The organism is Flavobacterium sp. DSR3-2, from assembly GCF_049896525.1.
In the GTDB taxonomy this organism is placed as follows: Bacteria; Bacteroidota; Bacteroidia; order Flavobacteriales; family Flavobacteriaceae; genus Flavobacterium.
In genome coordinates, this window is the sequence record NZ_JAFCUM010000022.1 from 1 (window position 1) to 19,477 (window position 19,477).

17 protein-coding genes and 2 pseudogenes are annotated in these 19,477 nt (G+C 32.8%); 12 read left to right on the forward strand and 7 right to left on the reverse strand.

The genetic code is table 11. The features are described 5' to 3' along the window. The 5 genes and pseudogenes from ACP7AV_RS16760 to ACP7AV_RS16780 form a co-directional block, all read right to left on the reverse strand. Positions 1-977 (reverse strand): annotated as a pseudogene (locus ACP7AV_RS16760) (IS91 family transposase); the annotation flags it as partial. A 477-nt stretch (positions 978-1,454) separates the two neighbouring features. Further along, positions 1,455-1,799: a hypothetical protein gene (locus tag ACP7AV_RS16765; RefSeq protein WP_426092943.1), complete on the reverse strand. Its 345-nt coding sequence runs from the start codon at positions 1,797-1,799 to the stop codon at positions 1,455-1,457. Between the two features lie 246 nt (positions 1,800-2,045). Continuing rightward, positions 2,046-2,462: a fasciclin domain-containing protein gene (locus tag ACP7AV_RS16770; protein ID WP_426092944.1), complete on the reverse strand. Its 417-nt coding sequence runs from the start codon at positions 2,460-2,462 to the stop codon at positions 2,046-2,048. 276 nt (positions 2,463-2,738) lie between these two features. Further along, on the reverse strand, positions 2,739-2,876 hold the full coding sequence (locus ACP7AV_RS16775; protein WP_426092945.1) for a hypothetical protein: 138 nt from the start codon (positions 2,874-2,876) through the stop codon (positions 2,739-2,741). Between the two features lie 164 nt (positions 2,877-3,040). Beyond that, positions 3,041-4,345, reverse strand: coding sequence for a S41 family peptidase (locus ACP7AV_RS16780; protein ID WP_426092946.1), 1,305 nt, complete (start codon positions 4,343-4,345; stop codon positions 3,041-3,043). 225 nt (positions 4,346-4,570) lie between these two features. Here ACP7AV_RS16780 and ACP7AV_RS16785 point away from each other — a divergent pair, with 225 nt between their 5' ends. From ACP7AV_RS16785 to ACP7AV_RS16800, 4 genes are all read left to right on the forward strand, one after another. Next, positions 4,571-5,626, forward strand: coding sequence for a sensor histidine kinase (locus ACP7AV_RS16785; protein WP_426092947.1), 1,056 nt, complete (start codon positions 4,571-4,573; stop codon positions 5,624-5,626). 1 nt (position 5,627) lies between these two features. Continuing rightward, entirely contained in the window at positions 5,628-6,338 is a 711-nt protein-coding gene (locus ACP7AV_RS16790) for a LytR/AlgR family response regulator transcription factor (protein ID WP_426092948.1), read from the forward strand. Between the two features lie 604 nt (positions 6,339-6,942). Then, on the forward strand, positions 6,943-7,458 hold the full coding sequence (locus ACP7AV_RS16795; protein WP_426092949.1) for a PEGA domain-containing protein: 516 nt from the start codon (positions 6,943-6,945) through the stop codon (positions 7,456-7,458). Between the two features lie 830 nt (positions 7,459-8,288). Continuing rightward, a complete protein-coding gene (locus tag ACP7AV_RS16800) occupies positions 8,289-9,743 on the forward strand; it encodes a serine hydrolase domain-containing protein (protein ID WP_426092950.1) in 1,455 nt (484 codons plus the stop codon). 220 nt (positions 9,744-9,963) lie between these two features. Here ACP7AV_RS16800 and ACP7AV_RS16805 read toward each other — a convergent pair. Beyond that, positions 9,964-10,526: pseudogene (locus ACP7AV_RS16805) on the reverse strand (IS91 family transposase); the annotation flags it as partial. A 316-nt stretch (positions 10,527-10,842) separates the two neighbouring features. Between ACP7AV_RS16805 and ACP7AV_RS16810 the strand changes: the two are divergent. The 5 genes from ACP7AV_RS16810 (at position 10,843) to ACP7AV_RS16830 (ending at position 15,251) form a co-directional block, all read left to right on the forward strand. Next, a complete protein-coding gene (locus ACP7AV_RS16810) occupies positions 10,843-11,490 on the forward strand; it encodes a Pr6Pr family membrane protein (RefSeq protein ID WP_426092951.1) in 648 nt (215 codons plus the stop codon). A gap of 62 nt (positions 11,491-11,552) precedes the next feature. After that, positions 11,553-12,314 (forward strand): hypothetical protein, encoded by a 762-nt coding sequence (locus tag ACP7AV_RS16815; RefSeq protein WP_426092952.1) that lies wholly within the window; start codon positions 11,553-11,555, stop codon positions 12,312-12,314. A gap of 920 nt (positions 12,315-13,234) precedes the next feature. Then, positions 13,235-13,816, forward strand: coding sequence for a DUF7010 family protein (locus ACP7AV_RS16820; protein WP_426092953.1), 582 nt, complete (start codon positions 13,235-13,237; stop codon positions 13,814-13,816). A 535-nt stretch (positions 13,817-14,351) separates the two neighbouring features. Continuing rightward, positions 14,352-14,582 carry a hypothetical protein gene (locus ACP7AV_RS16825; protein ID WP_426092954.1) on the forward strand — a complete coding sequence of 77 codons (231 nt, stop codon included), beginning with the start codon at positions 14,352-14,354 and terminating at the stop codon, positions 14,580-14,582. 150 nt (positions 14,583-14,732) lie between these two features. Continuing rightward, on the forward strand, positions 14,733-15,251 hold the full coding sequence (locus ACP7AV_RS16830; protein WP_426092955.1) for a MepB family protein: 519 nt from the start codon (positions 14,733-14,735) through the stop codon (positions 15,249-15,251). 340 nt (positions 15,252-15,591) lie between these two features. On the opposite strand, the gene ACP7AV_RS16835 is transcribed toward ACP7AV_RS16830, so the two are convergent. Beyond that, entirely contained in the window at positions 15,592-15,816 is a 225-nt protein-coding gene (locus ACP7AV_RS16835) for a hypothetical protein (protein WP_426092956.1), read from the reverse strand. A 550-nt stretch (positions 15,817-16,366) separates the two neighbouring features. On the opposite strand from ACP7AV_RS16835, the gene ACP7AV_RS16840 reads away from it, so the two are divergent. The 3 genes from ACP7AV_RS16840 (at position 16,367) to ACP7AV_RS16850 (ending at position 19,334) form a co-directional block, all read left to right on the forward strand. After that, positions 16,367-17,374, forward strand: coding sequence for a helix-turn-helix domain-containing protein (locus tag ACP7AV_RS16840; RefSeq protein WP_426092957.1), 1,008 nt, complete (start codon positions 16,367-16,369; stop codon positions 17,372-17,374). A gap of 201 nt (positions 17,375-17,575) precedes the next feature. Next, positions 17,576-18,643: an alpha/beta hydrolase gene (locus tag ACP7AV_RS16845; RefSeq protein WP_426092958.1), complete on the forward strand. Its 1,068-nt coding sequence runs from the start codon at positions 17,576-17,578 to the stop codon at positions 18,641-18,643. A 262-nt stretch (positions 18,644-18,905) separates the two neighbouring features. Beyond that, positions 18,906-19,334 carry a hypothetical protein gene (locus ACP7AV_RS16850; RefSeq protein ID WP_426092959.1) on the forward strand — a complete coding sequence of 143 codons (429 nt, stop codon included), beginning with the start codon at positions 18,906-18,908 and terminating at the stop codon, positions 19,332-19,334. Positions 19,335-19,477: the final 143 nt, after the last annotated feature.

A 19,477-nucleotide genomic window follows, 5' to 3' on the forward strand; every position in this document is an offset into this window, starting at 1 on the left:
ACTTTTACCTTAAGTTTTTCCTGTAAAAGTTTCAGCTTTTGACGCTTCCAAGTGCTGCTCAAAAAACCATAATGACGGATTTTCACACCCGAGCCCAAAGGGCGAACTGACGAAGTAAACCGTTTGGGCAAAATATGCAACGAAAACCGCCTGATAAATTCCTGATGCGTAAGTGTCATTTGTTTTTTAAAGCCCGCTACTCGGTAATCCTTGTAGTCGAAAGTCACGTTTTGCTCGTCAATGTTTTTAATACGGTGGTTGCTGGTGGCGATTTTATGGGTGTATCTACCCAAATATTCCACCACCGACTTTGGACTTCCAAAAGGTTTCTTAGCAAATACTACCCATGGTTTTTGCCATAAACCCTGCCGGATTTGTTCGTATTGAGTAGGCGATTTCGCCTTGAGTTTTTCGCAATATTTAGCCCTAAAAACCTTCGACAACGCCTTGACTGGAAACAAGAATTTACCATCGGCTCTGCTATTTTTCCACTGTCCGTCTTTGTCCACGCCACCGCCTGGAACAATCCAATGCAGGTGCGGATGCAAACTCAATTGCTGTCCCCAAGTGTGCAAAACGGCAATCATTCCCATTTGCATTTCCTTGCCTTTGCCAAAACTTTCAAGCGCTTCACAAGTCGCTTCAAATATGGTGTCATACACTATTTTAGGCTGGTAAATGGCCAAGGAATTGATACTGTCAGGCAAAGTAAATACCAGGTGAATTTAACGAAGCGGTATCACGAAATCCTTTTAAAAACAATAAAAAAATTGAGTAAAATAAGGTACAGGCAAGAGTTCCGTTGTTCTGGCTTGTATCCAATCTTCTCGTTTGTTACCCTGACACTTCGGGCAATGCCTATTGCGGCACGAGTTGTAGCTTACAGTGAGATTACCACAAATATAGCAAGCATCGATATGACCACCCAACTCGGCTGTTCTGCATTTTTTAATGGTGTAAAGCGTGCGGAGCCGCCACATGACGGGAATAATTATTGAACGTGCTCTGACTTCGACCTAAAATCGAAACTGTACGCTCAAAACGATTTAATAGTTCCTCAAATCCAGAAACTTCACGCTTGGCTTGGTTAATGATTTTGTTATCTCTTAACGCATCAGGATGCTCTTTTTTGTAGTCATGGTATACGAATTTTAATTATATTCGTAAGGTACAAAATCTCGGTAAGTGCTACCGAAGGTTTAGTTCAACAGCTATTACAACGGTTTTGGGCAACTTTATTTAATTAATTGCTCAACTTTGAGGGCACCGATCTCACCGTAGGCTTTAACCGAACTAGAGATGTACATCTCTTCTATCAGCGTTCATCAACACTTTTAATGCAATTTAATTTTAAAAAACATATTGTTGATGCCAACTATTTTATGGAATTTTTATTATCGAAAATTAATAAAGCGTTAGAAAATTAATTATTTTTTTCTAACGCTTTATAAATATTACATAAATTTAGCAACCGTTTTTGATCCGGCAGTTAATGCTTTTCCAAGTGCTTTAATTTTGGTTCCTTCGCTACCTTTTGCCATTTCTGCGGCTTTTGTAGTTTCTTCACCAAGCGTTGCCATTAATGCAACTACTTTTTCAAAATTTTTGTCTTCGTATGCTGTTTTTAATTTTTTTAAATCAGATGCAATTGTTTTTAAGTCTTTGTGATCTTCAAGAGTATCAATCCATTTGTTGATTGTTGAAGTCAAACCTGTTCCAGATTTTTTTTCGACATGTGTAGTAATAGTTTCTACAGTTTTGTCAATTTGTTCCGAGTAATCTTTTTCTTTTGATTCCATTTTTTAGAAATTTTTAAAATTATTAATAACGAGTTAGAAAGTTAAGGATTTTTTAATAAATTTATTTATATAATTGAAGTAAATAGTTATAAAACAACTACTTAAACAATTAAATTACAATTATCTATTAATTTTTTGTTAGTGCTAATTATTGTCATTTTGCCTTTTACTATTTGTAATTTATAGAAATACAAAAAAACCTCAAGCATTTTTCAAGCTTGAGGGCTTTATAAAAATGCTGTAAACTTACATTTTTGGCATTAAAACTTTATCAATCACATGAACAACTCCGTTTGAAGCAGCAACATCGGCCATGGTTACATGCGCCTCACCAATCATTACCTTATCTCCTTTGATAGCCACTTTTAATTTGCCACCTTGCACTGTGGTGAGCTCTTGACCATCTTTTAAATCGGCTGCCATTGTTTCTCCACTAACAACGTGGTAAGTCAAAATACTAGCGAGTTTTTCCTTGTTCTCTGGTTTCAGAAGTGTATCTACATCTTTTTGAATAGCTTCGAAAGCAATATCTGTAGGTGCAAAAACAGTAAATGGACCAGCACCTTGAAGTGTTTGTACTAAACCTGCTGCCTTTACTGCCGCAGCTAATGTTTTAGCACTTTCAGAAGCGATAGCAACGATGTCTTTTTTTGAATCAGTCATAACAAAATAATTTATTTTTTTCTGCATCTGGCAGCACAGTGATGATATTTTATCAACTTTATAAAAGTACTATTTTTAATTTAAATAACTCTTTATCAACTACTTAAAAAATACTATTTTAAAAAAAAATAGCTTTGTACAATTATTGAACAAGTTTGTAAAATTCACATATTTAATTATGTTACCTATTTTTTTATAAAAATCTAATAAATGACGATTGGTTTTTCAATAAGTTTTTCAGTTTCTTAGTTAAAAATTGAAAACACCTTTTTATTATTATTTTTGATTTTTGCCTAATTCCATAACTTTTTTAAACCACTTTTTTCGTTTGATATCATCAGATGATTTAAAGCCTGAAAAAACCGAAATTTTCACCGGCATTATACCAAAAAATTCTAAAACACCAATTTTCATTGCGTTTTGACTAGTGTTTCTGTTTATTAGCCAATTACACCATTTTGGTGTGTTCATAGTGACAATTAGCCTTGCGATTTTCCATTTTTAGCAATCCGTATCATACAACCAATTATTTCTTGTAAACCTGCAATCTTCGTTGTCTCGATTAATTCAGATCATTACTATTTTCGTAACTCCTCAAATATTCCTCCGCTGCTGACAAATAAACGTGCCAAGGAATAATTGCCTTTATCATCTTTTATAAATTCAATTTGAGCGTTGTTGTCTAACACAAAAAGATTTTTTGATATATGCACCAATTCCGTTTTATTGTCTAAGAAATTACAGAAAAGTTTATTCCCGTCCCTAGATATAGTAAGTGCGCCGAAAGTTCCAGTAAATTTATTGAACTGATCCAAAGGAAGAGTTCCTGGGTCACTATTTACATACAAGGCATTAATGAGATATTCTAATTTTTGTTTGTCCGTACTATTAGTGGCTACTGACTGACGCTCTCTGAAAATAAGTTCTTGTGCTTTAATAAGGGCATTTGCAGCCTCGACTTTAAAATCCGGAATTACACCTGTTCCTTCCCAATCAGTTTTAGTAACGGGATTTAATGAACGGGCAAATGGAATGTTAACAATGAAGCCCTGCCCCACAGAAAAGTGTTTCGTAGGGTGCGCACCACCGCCAGTAACCTCTCCCACAATAGTTGCTCGTTTGGCCTGCTGCATACCATAGCTAAAATCCTCTGCTCCAGAGAATGTCTTCTTACTAGTTAAGATATATACTGGCATCGAAAGGGTCAAGCCGTCTGTCTTCGCGGGATCTGCATAATAAGAGATAGTATCTTTTTTCGTGCGGTTTATTAAATCGTTCATACGTGTCTTTTCTTTAAAAAAGTAGCTTTCCAGTTGGCTAACCATTTCTGGCTCGCCTCCTCTATTTTCTCTTAAATCAATAATGATGGCAGAAGAATTAGCTAAAAATCCCAAAGCAGAAGCTATAATTGGTTTGGCCTCTTTTACATGCTCCACAAAAATATTAAAGGGCAAATAGCCTATATTACCCGGCAACAGTTCTACCTTCTTAAACATAAAATTGTTATCTCTTACAAATTTTGTGAATTGCGTGATTTCTTCCGCAGATGGTCCTGTGTACCCTTGTGTATGCCCTTGCCACCCTGGGTTATAATCAACTACCATATGAGGGTCTTTATGGACTTTAAAAATTTCAGCCTGTAATTGTTTGACAAGTTTTTGCGGTTCATTTGCCGTTGAAGAAAAAACCTTCTTTTTTAATTGTGCTTTTAAAGATTTTGCAATTAGCTGTGCCTTATCAGGAAATACATAATTGTCATTGAGTTTTAAATTTATGGAATCAATAAGCTGACTGAGTTTAATTTCTTTTTTTATGTTCTGGCTATAATTTACAACAGGTAATAAAAGTGCCAGGAAATAAAACAATAATTTAGAATTTTTCATATTTAACATGATTTTATTAGTTGAGGGAAATTACCCTTATGAATGTAAAAGTGAAAATTTTGCTTTAATCCGACAATTCTATTATTTAAATGCCAGCAATAATTATCTACATTAACGAATTTAGTTGACCAATGGAATTAGAATAATAACAGTGGTATATAAATAAAATTAAGATGATATTTGTTTGCTTTAAGTATCTTTGATTGCATTAAAATAAAGTAAACCATGTTATTAGGCAGTCTCGATCTACAGAAAAGAAATAAGATAGAACCGTTATTACACATAGTTGTCTGGATTTCATTATTCTTGTTTATATGGCATACTGCTTATACGATTGGACCTTTTAGAAAACAAGATGGCAGTATTTACTTTCCATTAGTTTGGAGTACTTGTCTCAGTATTATGCTTTTTTACATAAATGCTCTTTTTTTGATTCCCTTATATATTTCTAAAAAACGATATAAGCATTATTTTGTTTATCTGATCCTTTTATATGTTTTTACTGTTTTATTGAATTCCATTTTAGACCAGTTATATAGCATTTCACTATTTTCAACAGAAAAAGAATCTATGTGGTCAGATATCGCTATGAACATACAGAGTAAGACGATAATCCTTTCTTTATCGTGTGGATACGGGCTTACAAAACTGTGGATTCAAAATCAGGAAATTCAGCAACAATTAGTAAAAGATAAACTTTCTACGCAACTAAAATATCTCAAAGCACAGATTAATCCGCATTTTTTATTTAACACATTAAATATGGCATACTCTTCAGCCACAAAGAACAATGATGTGGTCACAGCCGAAATTATAGAAAAACTTTCAGGTCTCATGCGCTACATGCTGTATGAGAGCAATGATGATAAAGTTTCCCTTGAAAAAGAAATTTGTTATATTGATAATACTGTAAAACTTCAGCTTCAACGACTATCACCAGAACTGGCAAGTCAGGTTAATTATAAAATAAATGGGGAATGGCAAAACCATAAAATTGCTCCTATGATTCTTATACCATTTATTGAAAACGTGTTTAAACATGGAATAATCTTAAGTCAAAGATCGGATATAACCATCTCGATATTTTTAAAAGGCAATATATTAGTATTAGAGACTAAAAATTATAAATTTGAACATTCTATTCAGGAAAATAATAGCTCTGGAATTGGCCTACCAAATGCACGGGAGAGGCTGCAGCTTCTTTATCCTAATCAACATATACTGGAAATCGATAATTCAGGTTCCTTCTTTAATGTTAGACTTCAAATAAAAATTAACTAAAATGAGATGTATTGCAATCGATGACGAACCATTCGCACTTGACCTTATTGAAAGGTATATAAAGAAAACTCCATCCTTGCAATTTACAGAAGGATTTACCAATCCATTTACTGCCATGTCTTTCTTGATGAACAATCCTGTAGACCTAGTTTTTCTTGATATAAACATGCCTGAACTATCAGGGATGGAATTAATAAAATCATTACCGACAACTCCTAAAATAATATTTATTACGGCCTATCCTGAATTTGGCGCTGAGAGTTATGATTACAGCGCTGTGGATTTCCTCTTAAAGCCTGTAAGATATGACCGGTTTCTAAAGGCGGTGAACAAAGCAAATAGCCTCTCTTCTCCTTCAAACGAAAGTGCATCATTAAACTCCAGTTTAGATCAGTTTGGAGAATCAATTATGGTTAAAAGCGGGACACGGACATTTCAAATAGAATTAACTGACATCTTGTATATTGAGGGAGCGGGTAACTACATCACTTTCTATACTAAAAAAGGTAGAATCATGACGCTTTTGCCCTTGAACGACATTTTAAAACAGCTTCCTATTTCAGCCTTCGCCCGGATCCATAAGTCCTATATTATCTCCTTGAAACATATTGGAATCATTGAAAGAGCCCGTGTACTAATTAATGACATACCAATACCAATAGGTATTACATATCGGGAGCAATTTGCAAAAACTATAAGAAACAAAAAATAGGAGAAAAAATAGGGTAGGTTGACGGTAATCATATTACTACAAGGGAAGACATTCCGATAGCGCGGATTTGCAATCCGTGCCCACAATGATATGCACTTTATTAAAAGAAAATATTAGATGTGATTGCTTCGTTGATCGCAATGACCACGAAGTGCTCAGTTATTATTTTAAGCAACAATAACAGATTAGTAATCCTTTTACTGATTTTACATTGACAAATAAAATCTGCAATTTGAAAATTTCAAACAGTTACAGTAAGATATAATATAATTGATTATTCTTACGGGCACGGAATGCAAATCCGCACTAGCTGATGTTGGATTGATTTTTACCGTCCACAACCTGCGTCGAATTTTTAATGTAATAGACCAAAATCTATTACAAAAATATCTAGAAGTATTGGCTTTGTATTTTGGGGGTCTAAAACCCTTTTTTAAAGCTTTTTACGGACTGTTTTGTTTTAAGAATGAAGAATACTTTTTTTCAAAAAGAATATTAATTGTAGTTTAAATCATATATATTTACTCACTGATTAACTAAAATGAGTTCGTGTAGAGGTTTTTAGACGAACTGACGTTATGCAACATTTAAAAACAGAACAAATATGAAAAAACAGACAATGATGACGAAAACGATTTTACTTTTATTAGCGGGCTCAGTTTTACTAACAAGTTGTGCAAGCACGACAATGATTCAGTCAAACCCGAGTGGTGCGCAAGTTTATCTAAATGGTGAACCCGCAGGAACAACACCTTATACCCACCGAGACACAAAGATAGTTGGCAGTACGACAACTGTTAAATTGGAAAAGGAAGGTTATGACCCTTTAAACACATCTTTTTCAAGAGATGAAGAAGTCGATGTAGGTGCAATTATTGGTGGAATTTTTGTTTTAGTTCCATTTCTGTGGACAATGAAGTATAAGCCGACCCATACTTATGAATTGACACCGAGTTCAGGTAGCGAACAGTCAATAATTAAAACAACTCCACAACAAAATCAGACCAAATCAAAGTTTGACAGACTCAGAGAGTTAAAACAATTACTTGATGAAAAGGTAATTACTCAACAAGAATACGCAAAAGAAAAGAAAAAAATACTAGAAGAAGACGAAAAATAAACGTTGCATAAAAGCTAAGGTTTCGTTGCGTGCGCAGCACCAACAATGAAACCCGGGTTGAACGGAACCGATTGTACGTCAGTTGACACTATGAAGTTTTCGTAAAATTGTGAGAGAGGATTATGAGAGGATTTGGTCGTCTTTTTTTTTGAGAAGTATTTTGGGCTTGGTGTCGTTTTTCCCTTCACTTTTAAATGCAAGTTCCCTTACCCATAAAATTAGCCTTCTATGGAAATTGCGTTTTAGCTAACGCCAAAAAACTTAAAGAAGGACCACGTTGGTCAAAAACCGCTGTTCGGTGTAAATCGCAAACTCTTGACAAAATGCACTAAAAATGTCAAAGGCAGACTTATTGAACGCTCCCAAAACGCATATTTGATTTATCAAAATAAAGTTAGAATCGAAAACAATTACGAAGTCTACCGCAGATTACAAGCCGTAGTGCAACATCTTGAGCCTGTCCCGCTTTTCGCGGGAGAGTAATAAAACGCCAATGGGATTTTTATTATCTCATGAAAAAGAAAACCATTAAACATGGCTCAACTGATATTGGCTTAATTTTTTCAGCCTACAACCTGCGTCGAATATTTAATTTAATACACCAAAATCTATTAAAACAATATCTAAAAGTTTTGGCTTTGTGTTTTGGGGTTTTAATACCAGTTTATAAAACTTTTTACGGTTTGTTTTATTTTAAAAATGAAGAATGCTTTTTTTCAAAAAGATTTTTAATCATATATTTACTAAGTGATTAACTAAAATAAATTTGTTATGAGGTTTTTAGACGAACTGATTTTATGCGGCATATTAGAACTAAAACCTGAAAAATTATGAAATTTAAAATGCTTTTAGTAGCAACTTTTCTAACCGTTTCAACTATTTCGTTTGGCCAATCCATTAAAAGAATTGACGGAAGTACCATCACTACTGAAAGTTTAAATGCAAAAATTGAGTACTTAATAAAAGTTGCCAATGTTTCAGGTGTTGCAGTGGCCCTTTTTAATGACAATAAGATCATTTTTAGTAAAACATATGGACTTGCGAATGTTCAAAAAAACATCCCTTTTGAAAAATCGTCGGTAATGTACGGTGCATCCTTTGCGAAAACTGTATTTGCTTATATAGTTATGCAATACGTCCAACAGAAAGTTATTGACCTTGACAAACCACTTGTGGAATATCTGAACAAACCATTACCCGAAATCAAAATAAATGGTTTTAGACGTGGTTATGACGACCTAAAAGATGATAAACGTTACGAAAAAATAACAGCCCGAATGTGTCTGACGCATACAACAGGCTTTCCTAATTGGCGCTGGTTTGAAGCAGATAAAAAACTAAAAATTAAATCTGACCCAGGTACTCGTTACTCTTATTCAGGCGAAGGAATTTACTTATTGCAATTTGTGATTGAACAACTTACAGGAAAAGATTATGAAACTATTTCACAAGAAATAGTTTTTAAACCTTTGGGAATGACAAACACAAGTCAAGTTTGGCAAACTCGTTTTGACGAAAATATTTGTTACGGACACAATGCCAAAGGCGAACCTTACGAACTTAACAAATGGAAAGAAGCAAATGCTGGCGGTTCTATGAGTACAACTTTTGAAGATTTTACAGTTTTCTACACACATTTTATAAATGGTAAAGGACTTTCCAAAAAGAGTTTCAAGGAAATGACAAGCCAGCAAGTAAGAATAAGATCAAGAAGCCAATTTGGGCCACTTGCCAAAATCGATAGTACCGACAATGACAGTATTCAGTTGGGATATGGTTTTGGCGTAGGAACATTTATAACACCTTGGAGCAGAGCATTTTTTAAAGAAGGACACGATGATGGTTGGGGACATTATTCAATTTGTTTCCCAGATAAAAAAATTGCGGTAGTCATTATGACCAACAATGACAACGGGGAAAGTATTTTTAAAGAATTTTTAGAATATTCAATTGGTGATAAATTTACGCCTTGGCATTGGGAAAATTATATTCCATACAATTATATTCCACCACCAGTGACAAATATCTATGTTGTTACAAGCCAAGAATTAGATAAATATTTGGGTGTTTATATCAGTAGTCAACTGCCTATTAAAATTACTATCACAAAGAACAACTTAAATCTAATTGCACAAGCAACCGAACAAAATGCATTCACTTTACAAGCAACAGAAAAAGATAAGTTTGTTTATATAGAGGAAGGAATAATTTTAGATTTCAATCCAATTGAAAAGACAATGATTTTAAAACAAAATGGGCAAACATTTAACTTTACAATAGAATAAAAACTAGGCATGACGGTTAAAGTTTCGTTGCGTGCGCAGCACCAACAACGAAACCCGTGTTGAACGCAACCGATTTGCTGCCGTCAACATTAGGGTGTTTTCGTAAAATTTTTAAAGGGGATTATAAGAGGATTTAGTCCTCTTTTTTTTAATGTGGTTTCAAAGGTAGTTTTATCGTGTTTTCCGTCACTTTTGGTTATAAGATCCCTTTCCCATCCCGCTAATTAGCGGGACAGGAACTTGAACTTTGGCATCCGTCAAGATACCAAGCAGGCGGATCTCGCTGGTCAAAATCCGCTATTCGGTGTAAATTGCCTGTTTTACAATAAGGACACTTGGGTAAAAGGGCTTCTTTTCTACTTTTTCCAGAACTTTTACCTTGAGTTTTTCCTGTAAAAGTTTCAGCTTTTGATGCTTCCAAGTGCTGCTCAAAAAACCATAATGACGGATTTTTGCAAATCTTTTGGGCAAAATATGCAACGAAAACTGGCTGAGAAATTCCTGATGAGTTAGTGTTATTTGTTTTTTAAAGCCCGCCATTCGGTAATCCTTGTAATCAAAAGTCACGTTTTGCGTGTCAATGCTCTTGATTCTATTATTGATGATTGCGATTTTATGAGTTTATCTTCCCAAATATTCCACCACCGATTTGGGAATTCCAAAAGGTTTTTTGGCAAATACTACCCATGGTATTTGCCATAATTCCTGCCGGATTTGCTCGTATTGGATAGGCAATTTCGCCTTGAGTTTTTCGCAATATTTAGCCCTAAAAACTTTAGAAATGCCTCAGCTCATGTTGGCTTGATTTTTTCAGCCTACAACCTGCGCCGAATTTTCAACCTGATTGCACAAAATTTATTAAGACAATATCTAAAAATATTGTCTTTGTATTTTGGGGTTCTAATACGCGTTTTTAACGTTTTTTACGGATTGTTTTGTTTTAAGAATGATAAATGCTTTTTTCCAGAAAGAATTTCTATTGTAGTTTAAATCATATATTTACTCAATGATTAACTAAAATGAGTTCGTTTGAAGGTTTTTAGACGAACTGACTTTAGTGGTAAGCATTTAATAATACGAAAATTAACTGAATACTAATATGAAACAAAAAATAACAAAAGCTAAGCAAACATTTTTAATAATTGGTGCCGCAGTAACATGGTTTGCCATACTTCTTCAGTTATATCTTATTATTCTTAATAGGGTAGAATCTGTACCAGAAACCATAATTCGTTTTTTTAGTTTTTACACAATCCTTACCAATATTCTTGTTGCATTTTGTTTTACCGTTCTTTTGGTAAAACCAAATTCCCGTTCGGGCATTTTTTTTTCACAGGCAAGTATACTAAATGCTATTACAATTTATATTTTCGTAGTTGGATTATTATACAATTTAATATTGCGACAGATATGGTCTCCGGTAGGCTTGCAGAGATTAGCAGATGAATTACTCCATGTAGTTATACCATTACTGTTTATTTTGTATTGGTATCTATTTGCCCCTAAAGACGGATTGAGATGGAAAAATGCTTTTCCTTGGTTGCTGTATCCCTTCGTTTACGCTGTTTTTGTTTTATTTCGCGGTGCTTTATCCGGATTTTATCCCTATCCATTTGTTGATGCAAATATCCTCGGATTAAAAAAAGTACTTTTAAACAGCGTTGGTTTATTTATCGGGTTTTTCTTAATTTCTCTATTATTTATTTCTATTGCAAAAGCGATGAGCAAGAAGAACAGTAGTACTTAAAAAAACTTTTTGTATAATTTTTATTTAGTATTCAATGTAAAGCATCTTTAAAAAAATTTGATATGTGGCAAACTATTATTGACTCTTCATGGTTCAACTTTCTTTTTGGAGCATTATTATTCCTATCTATCGGCAGCGGAATTTTTTATGCCAAACGGTATAAGAAAAAGTCCAAATGGGAAAGTTCCGGTGTAGAAAATTCAGTTGTAGGTATATTTGGTTTAATCATTTCTTTTACTTTTCTGCAGGCTGGTAACACACACCGTGAAAGATCTGCTACTATCCACAAAGAAGCCAATAGCATCGATATGCTTTACCGGTATAGCAAAGCAATGCCTGAGCCTTTTTACAAATTCACTCAAAATACATTAGTAACTTTTCTCCGCAATCAAATTACCTATGAACAATCAAATGAAGAGCAATTTTTATACAATGCTAAAAAAATAAGTGATACCTATTGGTTTTATTTGATTAAATACAATGAACAGACAAGCGATTTGAAAGACGCCACTCAACTGAATAAAATATCCGTATGCTTTGATCACATTCAAACTTCGGTTTCGCTCCTTGCATATTCTTACTCTGAGAGAACACCTTCATTTATTATGTTTCTTTTAGTAATTGTGTCGTTATTGATTGGTTTTTTGGTAGGGTTTATGAACGGAATGAAATTAAAGGTTCATTACCTGGTGCCAATTATTTATTTTATAATGATCACGCTGACAATGACAGTAATTAACGACTTAAATAATCCAAGGCTAGGCTATATTAAACCAAACTATTATCACCTAAAAGTGACATATGAGAATATTAAAAACAATTAGGAGTTTAAAATATTTAGGAACTTCTTTTTCTAATTCTAGTTTAAAGAAATTACGATATGATTGATTACATAGGCCAGTTGCTGATACTTAGGGTTTTGTTGCGTGCGTAGCACGAACAGTGAAACTCGTGTTGGACAGAACCGATTACACCTATGTTAACACTATAAAGTTTTCGTAAAATAGTGAAAGGGGATTATAAGAGGATTTTGTCCTCTTTTTTTTTGGAGTAATTTTAACCGTGGTTTTTTTGTGTTTTACTTTAATTTTGAGTGTAAATGCCCTTACCCATAAAATCAGCTTTTACAGGAATTTGAACTTTGGCTACCGCCAAGATACCAAGCAGGCGTGCCGCGCTGGTCAAAAATTGCTATTTGGTGTAAATTGCAAACTCTTCACAAAATGCACTAAAAATCTCAAAGGCAGAATTATAGAACGCTCCCAAAACGCAGATTTTATTTATTAAAATAAGGTTAGGGTCGAAAATAATTATGAAGTGTACCACAGAAGGCAAGTCATAGTGCAACATGCCTATGAAATAATAAAACGCCAATAGGATTTTTATTATATTATCACAAAGAAGACCATCAAACATGCCTCAGATTATGTTAACTTAATTTTTTCAGCCTACAACCTGCGCCGAATTTTCAACCGGATTAACAGAATCTATTAAAACAATATCTAAAAGTATTGTCTTTGTATTTTGCGGTTTTAACACCAGTTTTACGCTTTTTACGGATTGTTTTGTTTTGAGAATGAAGAATGCTTTTTTCCACAAAGAATTTCAATTGTAGTTTAAATCACATATATTTACTTATTGATTAACTAAAATGAGTTTGTTTAAAAGTTTTTAGACAAACTGACGTTGGCGGCAAGTAAAAAAAATCCAGTTGACAATTAACTAATAAAAATATCTAAAAAAAATGGCTGAAAAATCATTAAATGGCCCAATAAATATGAATGACACTCTTGTACAATTTCAAACAGATATGCGCAGAGGTTATGCAAATGGTTCCATAGGTATAATTGTCTCAGGACTTACGTGGCTCATTTCTGCAATAGTAACATATCAATATTCTGCTAGCCAGGCAGTTTGGACACTTTTAATTGGAGGAGTGATTATCCATCCTGTGAGTGTACTTCTCTACAAGACAATTGGACTAAGTGGAAATCATACTAAGGGTAATCCATTAGGAAACTTGGGGATGGAAGGAACGGTATTTATGATTATGTGTTTACCTATTGCTTTTGGGCTTTCGTTACAACATACGCAATGGTTTTTTCAAGGTATGCTTCTGATTATTGGCGGAAGATATCTAACATTTTCTTCTATTTATGGAATTAAGCCATATTGGATTTTAGGAGCTATTTTAGGAATTGCAGCATACTTATTATTTAAAAATAATGTACAATCTTTTGGTACTTTATTAACTGGTGCACTTATTGAAATTTTGTTTGGGCTTTTTATGTTTATATCTTTTCGAAGAAACAATAAAAATATTTAGAGTTGTTGTTAACCATAATACCTGCCACCAACAGCTAGGCTTCGTTGCGTGCGCAGCACGAACAATGAAACCCGGGTTGATCGGAACTGATTGTACGTCCGTTACCACTATGGTGTTATCGTGAAATTTTGACATAGGATTACTAGAGGATTTTATTCCTCTTTTTTTGTGGATTAATTTTAATCTTAGTTTTTTCGTGTTTTTCTACACTTTTGAGCATAAGTAATCTTACCCGTAAAATTAGCTTTTACAGGGTCTTGAATTTTGGCTACCGCCAAGATACCAAGCAGGCATAACGGACTGGTCAAAAATTGCTCTTCGGTGTAAATTGCAAACTCTTTACAAAATGCACTTAAAATGCCAAAGGCAGACTAATTGAACGCTCCCAATACGCAGATTTGATTTATCAAAACAAAATTAGAATTGAAAACAATTATGAAGTCTACCGCAGAAGGCAAGCTATAGTGGAACATCCCTAGCCTGTCTCGCTCTTTGCGGGAGAGTTATAAAACGCCAATGGGACTTTTATTATATCATGACTAAGAAAACGATCAAACATGCCTCCGCTGATGTTGGATTGATTTTTTCAGCCTACAACCTGCGACGAATATTTAATTTAATCGACCAAAATCTATTAAAACAATATCTAAAAGTATTGGCTTTGTATTTTGAGGTTCTAACAGCAGTTTTTAACGCTTTTTACGGATTTTTTTATTCTAAGAATGAAGAATGCTTTTTTCCAAAAAGAATTTTAATCGTAGTTTAAATCACATATATTTACTTACTGATTAACTAAAATGAGTTCGTTTGAAGGTTTTTAGACGAACTGACGTTAGCTGTCATTGCACCGCAAAGTGGAAAAACAAACTAAATTAAAGGAAAATAAATTAAAATAAAAACTCTTAATCATTCAAAGTTGACAAATTCAAATAACTTATTTTCCGAATTAGATTTAATAAATAAATATGTTTTTCAAGTTTGCGAAACTAAACTAAAAAACGTTGAAACTGAATTAGAATGTCAAGAATATTTTGCTCATAATTTTGAACTTAATAATCAGAAAGTGAAATTTAGGATGGCGAAAATTACACCGACGAAAACGGGACAATTTGTTTCAATATGGAAAAGAAATCAAAATGGAATTACCGAACCACACAATATCGCTGACGAATTTGAATTCTACATAATTGGAACTAAAGCAGAAACTAAACTTGGCGTTTTTATATTTAACAAAAAGATTTTAAGCGAAAATAAAATCTTATCAAACAAAAACGGAGAAGGGAAACGCGGAATAAGAGTTTACCCAACTTGGAATTTAACAACAAATAAACAAGCACAAAAAACTCAAAATTGGCAAACAAAATATTTCGTAGAAATTTCAAATAACAATCAAATTGATATTAACAAAGCAAAAAAGTTGCTGAATTTAGAGTAAAAAAACAAATAATCGAAAAAAAGCAACGAACAGCTAACAGTTAGATGCTTCGTTGCGTGCGCAGCACCAACAATGAAACCCGTGTTGAACAGCCTGTCCCGTTTTTACGGGAGAGCCGAGTACCTGCCGTCAACACTATGGAGTTATCGTAAAAATTGTAGCGATATTTTCAAGAGGATTTTGTTCCTCTTTTTTTGCGGAGTGGTTTCAGCTAGTTTTTTCGTGTTTTCCTTCACTTTTGAACACAAATTCCTTTACCCATAAAATCAGCTTTTACAGAAACTTGAACTTTGGCTACCGTAAAGATACCAAGCAGGCGGACCGCGCTGGTCAAAAACTACTATTCGGTGTAAATTGCAAACTCTTCACATAATGCACTAAAAATCCCAAAGGCAGAATTATAGAACGCTCCCAATACGCAGATTTGATTTATCAAAACAAGGTTAGAATCAAAAACAATTATGAAGTCTACCGCAGAAGGCAAGCCATAGTAGAACATTCCTAAGGTGTTATAAAAAGGCAATGGGATTTTTATTATATCATCACAAAGAAGACCGTCAAACATGCCTCAGATCATCTTAGCTTAATTTTTTCAGCTTACAACCTGCGCCGAATTTTCAACTTGATTGACCAAAATTTATTAAAACAATATCTAAAAATGTTGTCTTTGTATTTTGGGGTTCTATCACCCGTTTTTAACGTTTTTTACGGATTGTTTTGTTTTAAGAATGATAAATGCTTTTTTCCAGAAAGAATTTTAATTGTAGTTTAAATCACATATATTTACTTACTGATTAACTAAAATGAGTTCGTTTGAAGGTTTTTAGACGAACTGACGTTGTAAGCAATGCGAAGTGAGAAGAATAACTAATTTTGACTAATAAAACAATAAAATTATTTATAATAGTTGATTATCTTCATTAATGAAAAAATCAAACAATTTTCGAATTTTATTACAAATTGTAACGATAACAAAAAAAAACTAAATGGATAAACCCATCTTTTTAAATATTATTAGTTCAATTACTATATTTATAATGTTACTTCTTGCATTTTTTTTGTTAACAGTAAGTACAAAAAACAAACTTTCAAATAGACTTTTTGCTAGTTTTCTAATGATTACGGCATTCGATTTGAGTAGTTTTTTTACCGATAAATATTTTGAAACTAATTTAAATTTTGAGATTTTTAGAATGACAATTAGTTTGCTAATTATGCCGATATTCTATTTGTATGTAAAAGCAGTTTGTCATTCAGATTTTCGATTAAAACCAAAACATTTGACACTTATAATTCCGTTTGTAATTACAAATTTAGTGTTTATTCCACGGTTTTATTTAGCAACAACTATAGAAAGCATTTACATTTATGAGTATTTTAAGAAAATGTTAGAAATACGCTTTTTTTATATTCTAGCTGAGCTACAATATGCTTTTTATATTGTTTTGGTTTTTATAATTTTAAAAAAATACAAAGAAATTTATTTAGAAAATTATACCAATTCGAATCACTCATCGTACAAATGGTTGTTTCAAATGACTGTATTTTTTTTAATTGCACATTGTATTGTTTTCTTTAAATCGGTGATAAGATATACTGATTATAATGTCTTTCTTAACATTTCAAATGTAATTATTGGAACGATTGCACTAATTATAAGTTGCTGGTTTGTATTAAAAGCTTTAAACAATCCTGACCTTTTTAAAGGTGTTGATTCAAATATGCTATTGATAAATGAAGTAGTTATTTCAACAGAAAAAGAATCATTTCAGACTCCAAAATCGGTAGAAATCGCTTCGCAAATCGAACTCGTAAAAAAATATGTTTTAGAAAACGAATCTTATCTCGAACCATCATTAACAATACAAGAATTATCTAAACAAGTTAATATTCCTGTTCGTGATTTATCTATTTTGATTAATCATCAAATAAACCAACATTTCTTTGATTTTATAAATGAATATCGAATTCAAAAAGCAATGCAAATTTTAAAAGACCCTTCTAAAAGTAAGCTTACTATTTTAGAAATTCTTTATGAAGTAGGTTTTAATTCGAAATCATCTTTTAATACTGCTTTCAAAAAACACACCAATAAAACGCCTACAGAATTTAGAAACTCTTAATTATAAAGGCTTCGTAAAAAGTCGAACGTTATTAAAATAAAGTCGAACCAATTTAATTATTTAAAATTGGTTCGACTTTATTCATTCGGTCTCCAACGTTAAACTTATCATGCAATTTTGCTTCAAATTAATACTAACAATTAAAAATTTGAAATTATGAAAATTACATCCTTATTCATTTTATTACTCCCTTTTTTATGTTTGGCACAATTAAAAGAAACCGTAAAAGACAGTGATACTCAGTTGGCATTTGCAACTGCACAAACTAAAATTACCTTAAATGATTCCGCCTTAAAAAATCAAATATTTGAAGAAAAATATGTTTTAGTAAATGGTATTGAACAATGGGTTACAATAAAAGGAAATAGTTCAAAACCTATTATATTGTTTATTCACGGAGGACCAGGTAGCCCAATAAGCCCTTACACAGACGTTTTATATAAAGATTTAGAAAAAGATTTTATTCTGGTTCAATGGGATCAACGAGGAACTGGAAGAACTTATGGACGCAACGCGCCTCCTGAGGAATTAACTCCAGAATATTTAAAAGCAAATCCTTTAACACTTGAACAAATGACTAGCGATGGAGTTGAGGTGTCAAAATATCTTTTGAAATATTTAGGAAAACAAAAAATGATACTTTCTGGTACATCTTGGGGTTCAGTACTTGGAGTAAAAATAGCTACAAAACGACCAGACCTTTTTTATGCTTATGTTGGCCATTCTCAAATTGTTAATCCTACTATTGATATAAAAGCTTACACTAAAATTTATAAAATGGCCGAGGGCAGAAATGACAAAGAAGCTCTGGAAATATTAAATTTTATAGGTAAACCCCCTTATAGCAGAGCAAAAAATGTAGGCTTGCTATTTAGAATTGCAAAAAAATATGAAAGAGCAAATTCAACACCTGCTCCAGAGAATTGGTTTCAACTTTCTCCTACTTACGATAACGACATAGATAATAAAAACAGAGAAGATGGAGACGATTACTCGTTTGTAAATTTTGTTGGCGATGACAAATTGGGAGTACAATCAATGACTGCAAACATTGACTTAATGAAAGATAATTTAGATTTTAAAATTCCTGTATATTTAATACAAGGTAATGAAGATATTTTGACACCAAAAGAAAATTCAAAAAAATATTTCGATACAATTAAAGCACCTAAAAAAGAATATTATTTGTTACCAAAAGCAGCTCATGGTATAAATCAATCTGTTGTAGAATCACAATATAAAATATTTAAGAGCATAAAAACCTTGTAAATTTATAACCGAAAAAAAATCAAGCACTGCCTACGACAGGGGTTTAGCCAGATTTGGGTTTTAGGCTTACTTTAAAATTTGTCTTGATTTTGGAAAATTAGTTTTAAACCGGAAATAAAACTTAATTTAGTCCCAAACCCGCTGTAGTAGCGAGACATTATGGGTTACCTTAAAAGAAAATATTTACATAATTAAAAGACAACTTTGAAACTAAAATAAAAGCGATTTTAACAATTTTGACCTTATTTTTTTTGAAAACTGCTTGCTCAAAACGACTCCTGCGGGTTTTTGGACAAATTACCAAAATGGCTCAATTGAGTCAAAAATAAACGACCAAGGGCCTTGGGGTGGAAATAGCGAATTTCATTGGAAAAGTAATAGCGCAAACGTTTTCTCAACAAAAGAAATTCTTGACTTCGCGATAAAGAATGGTTATCAACTTACTGATAGTTTAGTTTATAAAAGGAAATCTATTAAACCATTCACAAATTATAATGACAAAGATTATTCATATCGCCTTTTAGAAACTTTTTTAAATAAAGCTGACTTTACCGAAAATTATGTTTTTGTTTTCAAAACGGGTTGGATAGCAGTAGAACCAGGAAACGAAAGGGAAACAAACAAAAATGGATTTGTAATAATAAATTTAAACCGAAAAGAATTTACTGTTTATCATTTATGGGGCGAATAGTTTAATAAACAAAAAAGCAACCCATAACAGCTACTCCTATGTAAAGCATCATAAAGTTATTCACAACTTTTAAGAGGGTTATATGTTGGTTATTTTTCGAGTACAAAATTCCGTTCCAACGGCTTGTTGAAAAAGTTGGGAAC

Coding starts and splice junctions, on each gene's coding strand:
- ACP7AV_RS16770 (WP_426092944.1), bottom strand. CDS start 2,462: ATGACTGATTCAAAAAAAGACATCGTTGCTATCGCTTCTGAAAGTGCT.
- ACP7AV_RS16810 (WP_426092951.1), top strand. CDS start 10,843: ATGAAACAAAAAATAACAAAAGCTAAGCAAACATTTTTAATAATTGGT.
- ACP7AV_RS16815 (WP_426092952.1), top strand. CDS start 11,553: ATGTGGCAAACTATTATTGACTCTTCATGGTTCAACTTTCTTTTTGGA.
- ACP7AV_RS16790 (WP_426092948.1), top strand. CDS start 5,628: ATGAGATGTATTGCAATCGATGACGAACCATTCGCACTTGACCTTATT.
- ACP7AV_RS16840 (WP_426092957.1), top strand. CDS start 16,367: ATGATTACGGCATTCGATTTGAGTAGTTTTTTTACCGATAAATATTTT.
- ACP7AV_RS16795 (WP_426092949.1), top strand. CDS start 6,943: ATGAAAAAACAGACAATGATGACGAAAACGATTTTACTTTTATTAGCG.
- ACP7AV_RS16820 (WP_426092953.1), top strand. CDS start 13,235: ATGGCTGAAAAATCATTAAATGGCCCAATAAATATGAATGACACTCTT.
- ACP7AV_RS16775 (WP_426092945.1), bottom strand. CDS start 2,876: ATGAAAATTGGTGTTTTAGAATTTTTTGGTATAATGCCGGTGAAAATT.
- ACP7AV_RS16835 (WP_426092956.1), bottom strand. CDS start 15,816: ATGTTTGACGGTCTTCTTTGTGATGATATAATAAAAATCCCATTGCCT.
- ACP7AV_RS16785 (WP_426092947.1), top strand. CDS start 4,571: ATGTTATTAGGCAGTCTCGATCTACAGAAAAGAAATAAGATAGAACCG.
- ACP7AV_RS16780 (WP_426092946.1), bottom strand. CDS start 4,345: ATGAAAAATTCTAAATTATTGTTTTATTTCCTGGCACTTTTATTACCT.
- ACP7AV_RS16800 (WP_426092950.1), top strand. CDS start 8,289: ATGAAATTTAAAATGCTTTTAGTAGCAACTTTTCTAACCGTTTCAACT.
- ACP7AV_RS16825 (WP_426092954.1), top strand. CDS start 14,352: ATGACTAAGAAAACGATCAAACATGCCTCCGCTGATGTTGGATTGATT.
- ACP7AV_RS16765 (WP_426092943.1), bottom strand. CDS start 1,799: ATGGAATCAAAAGAAAAAGATTACTCGGAACAAATTGACAAAACTGTA.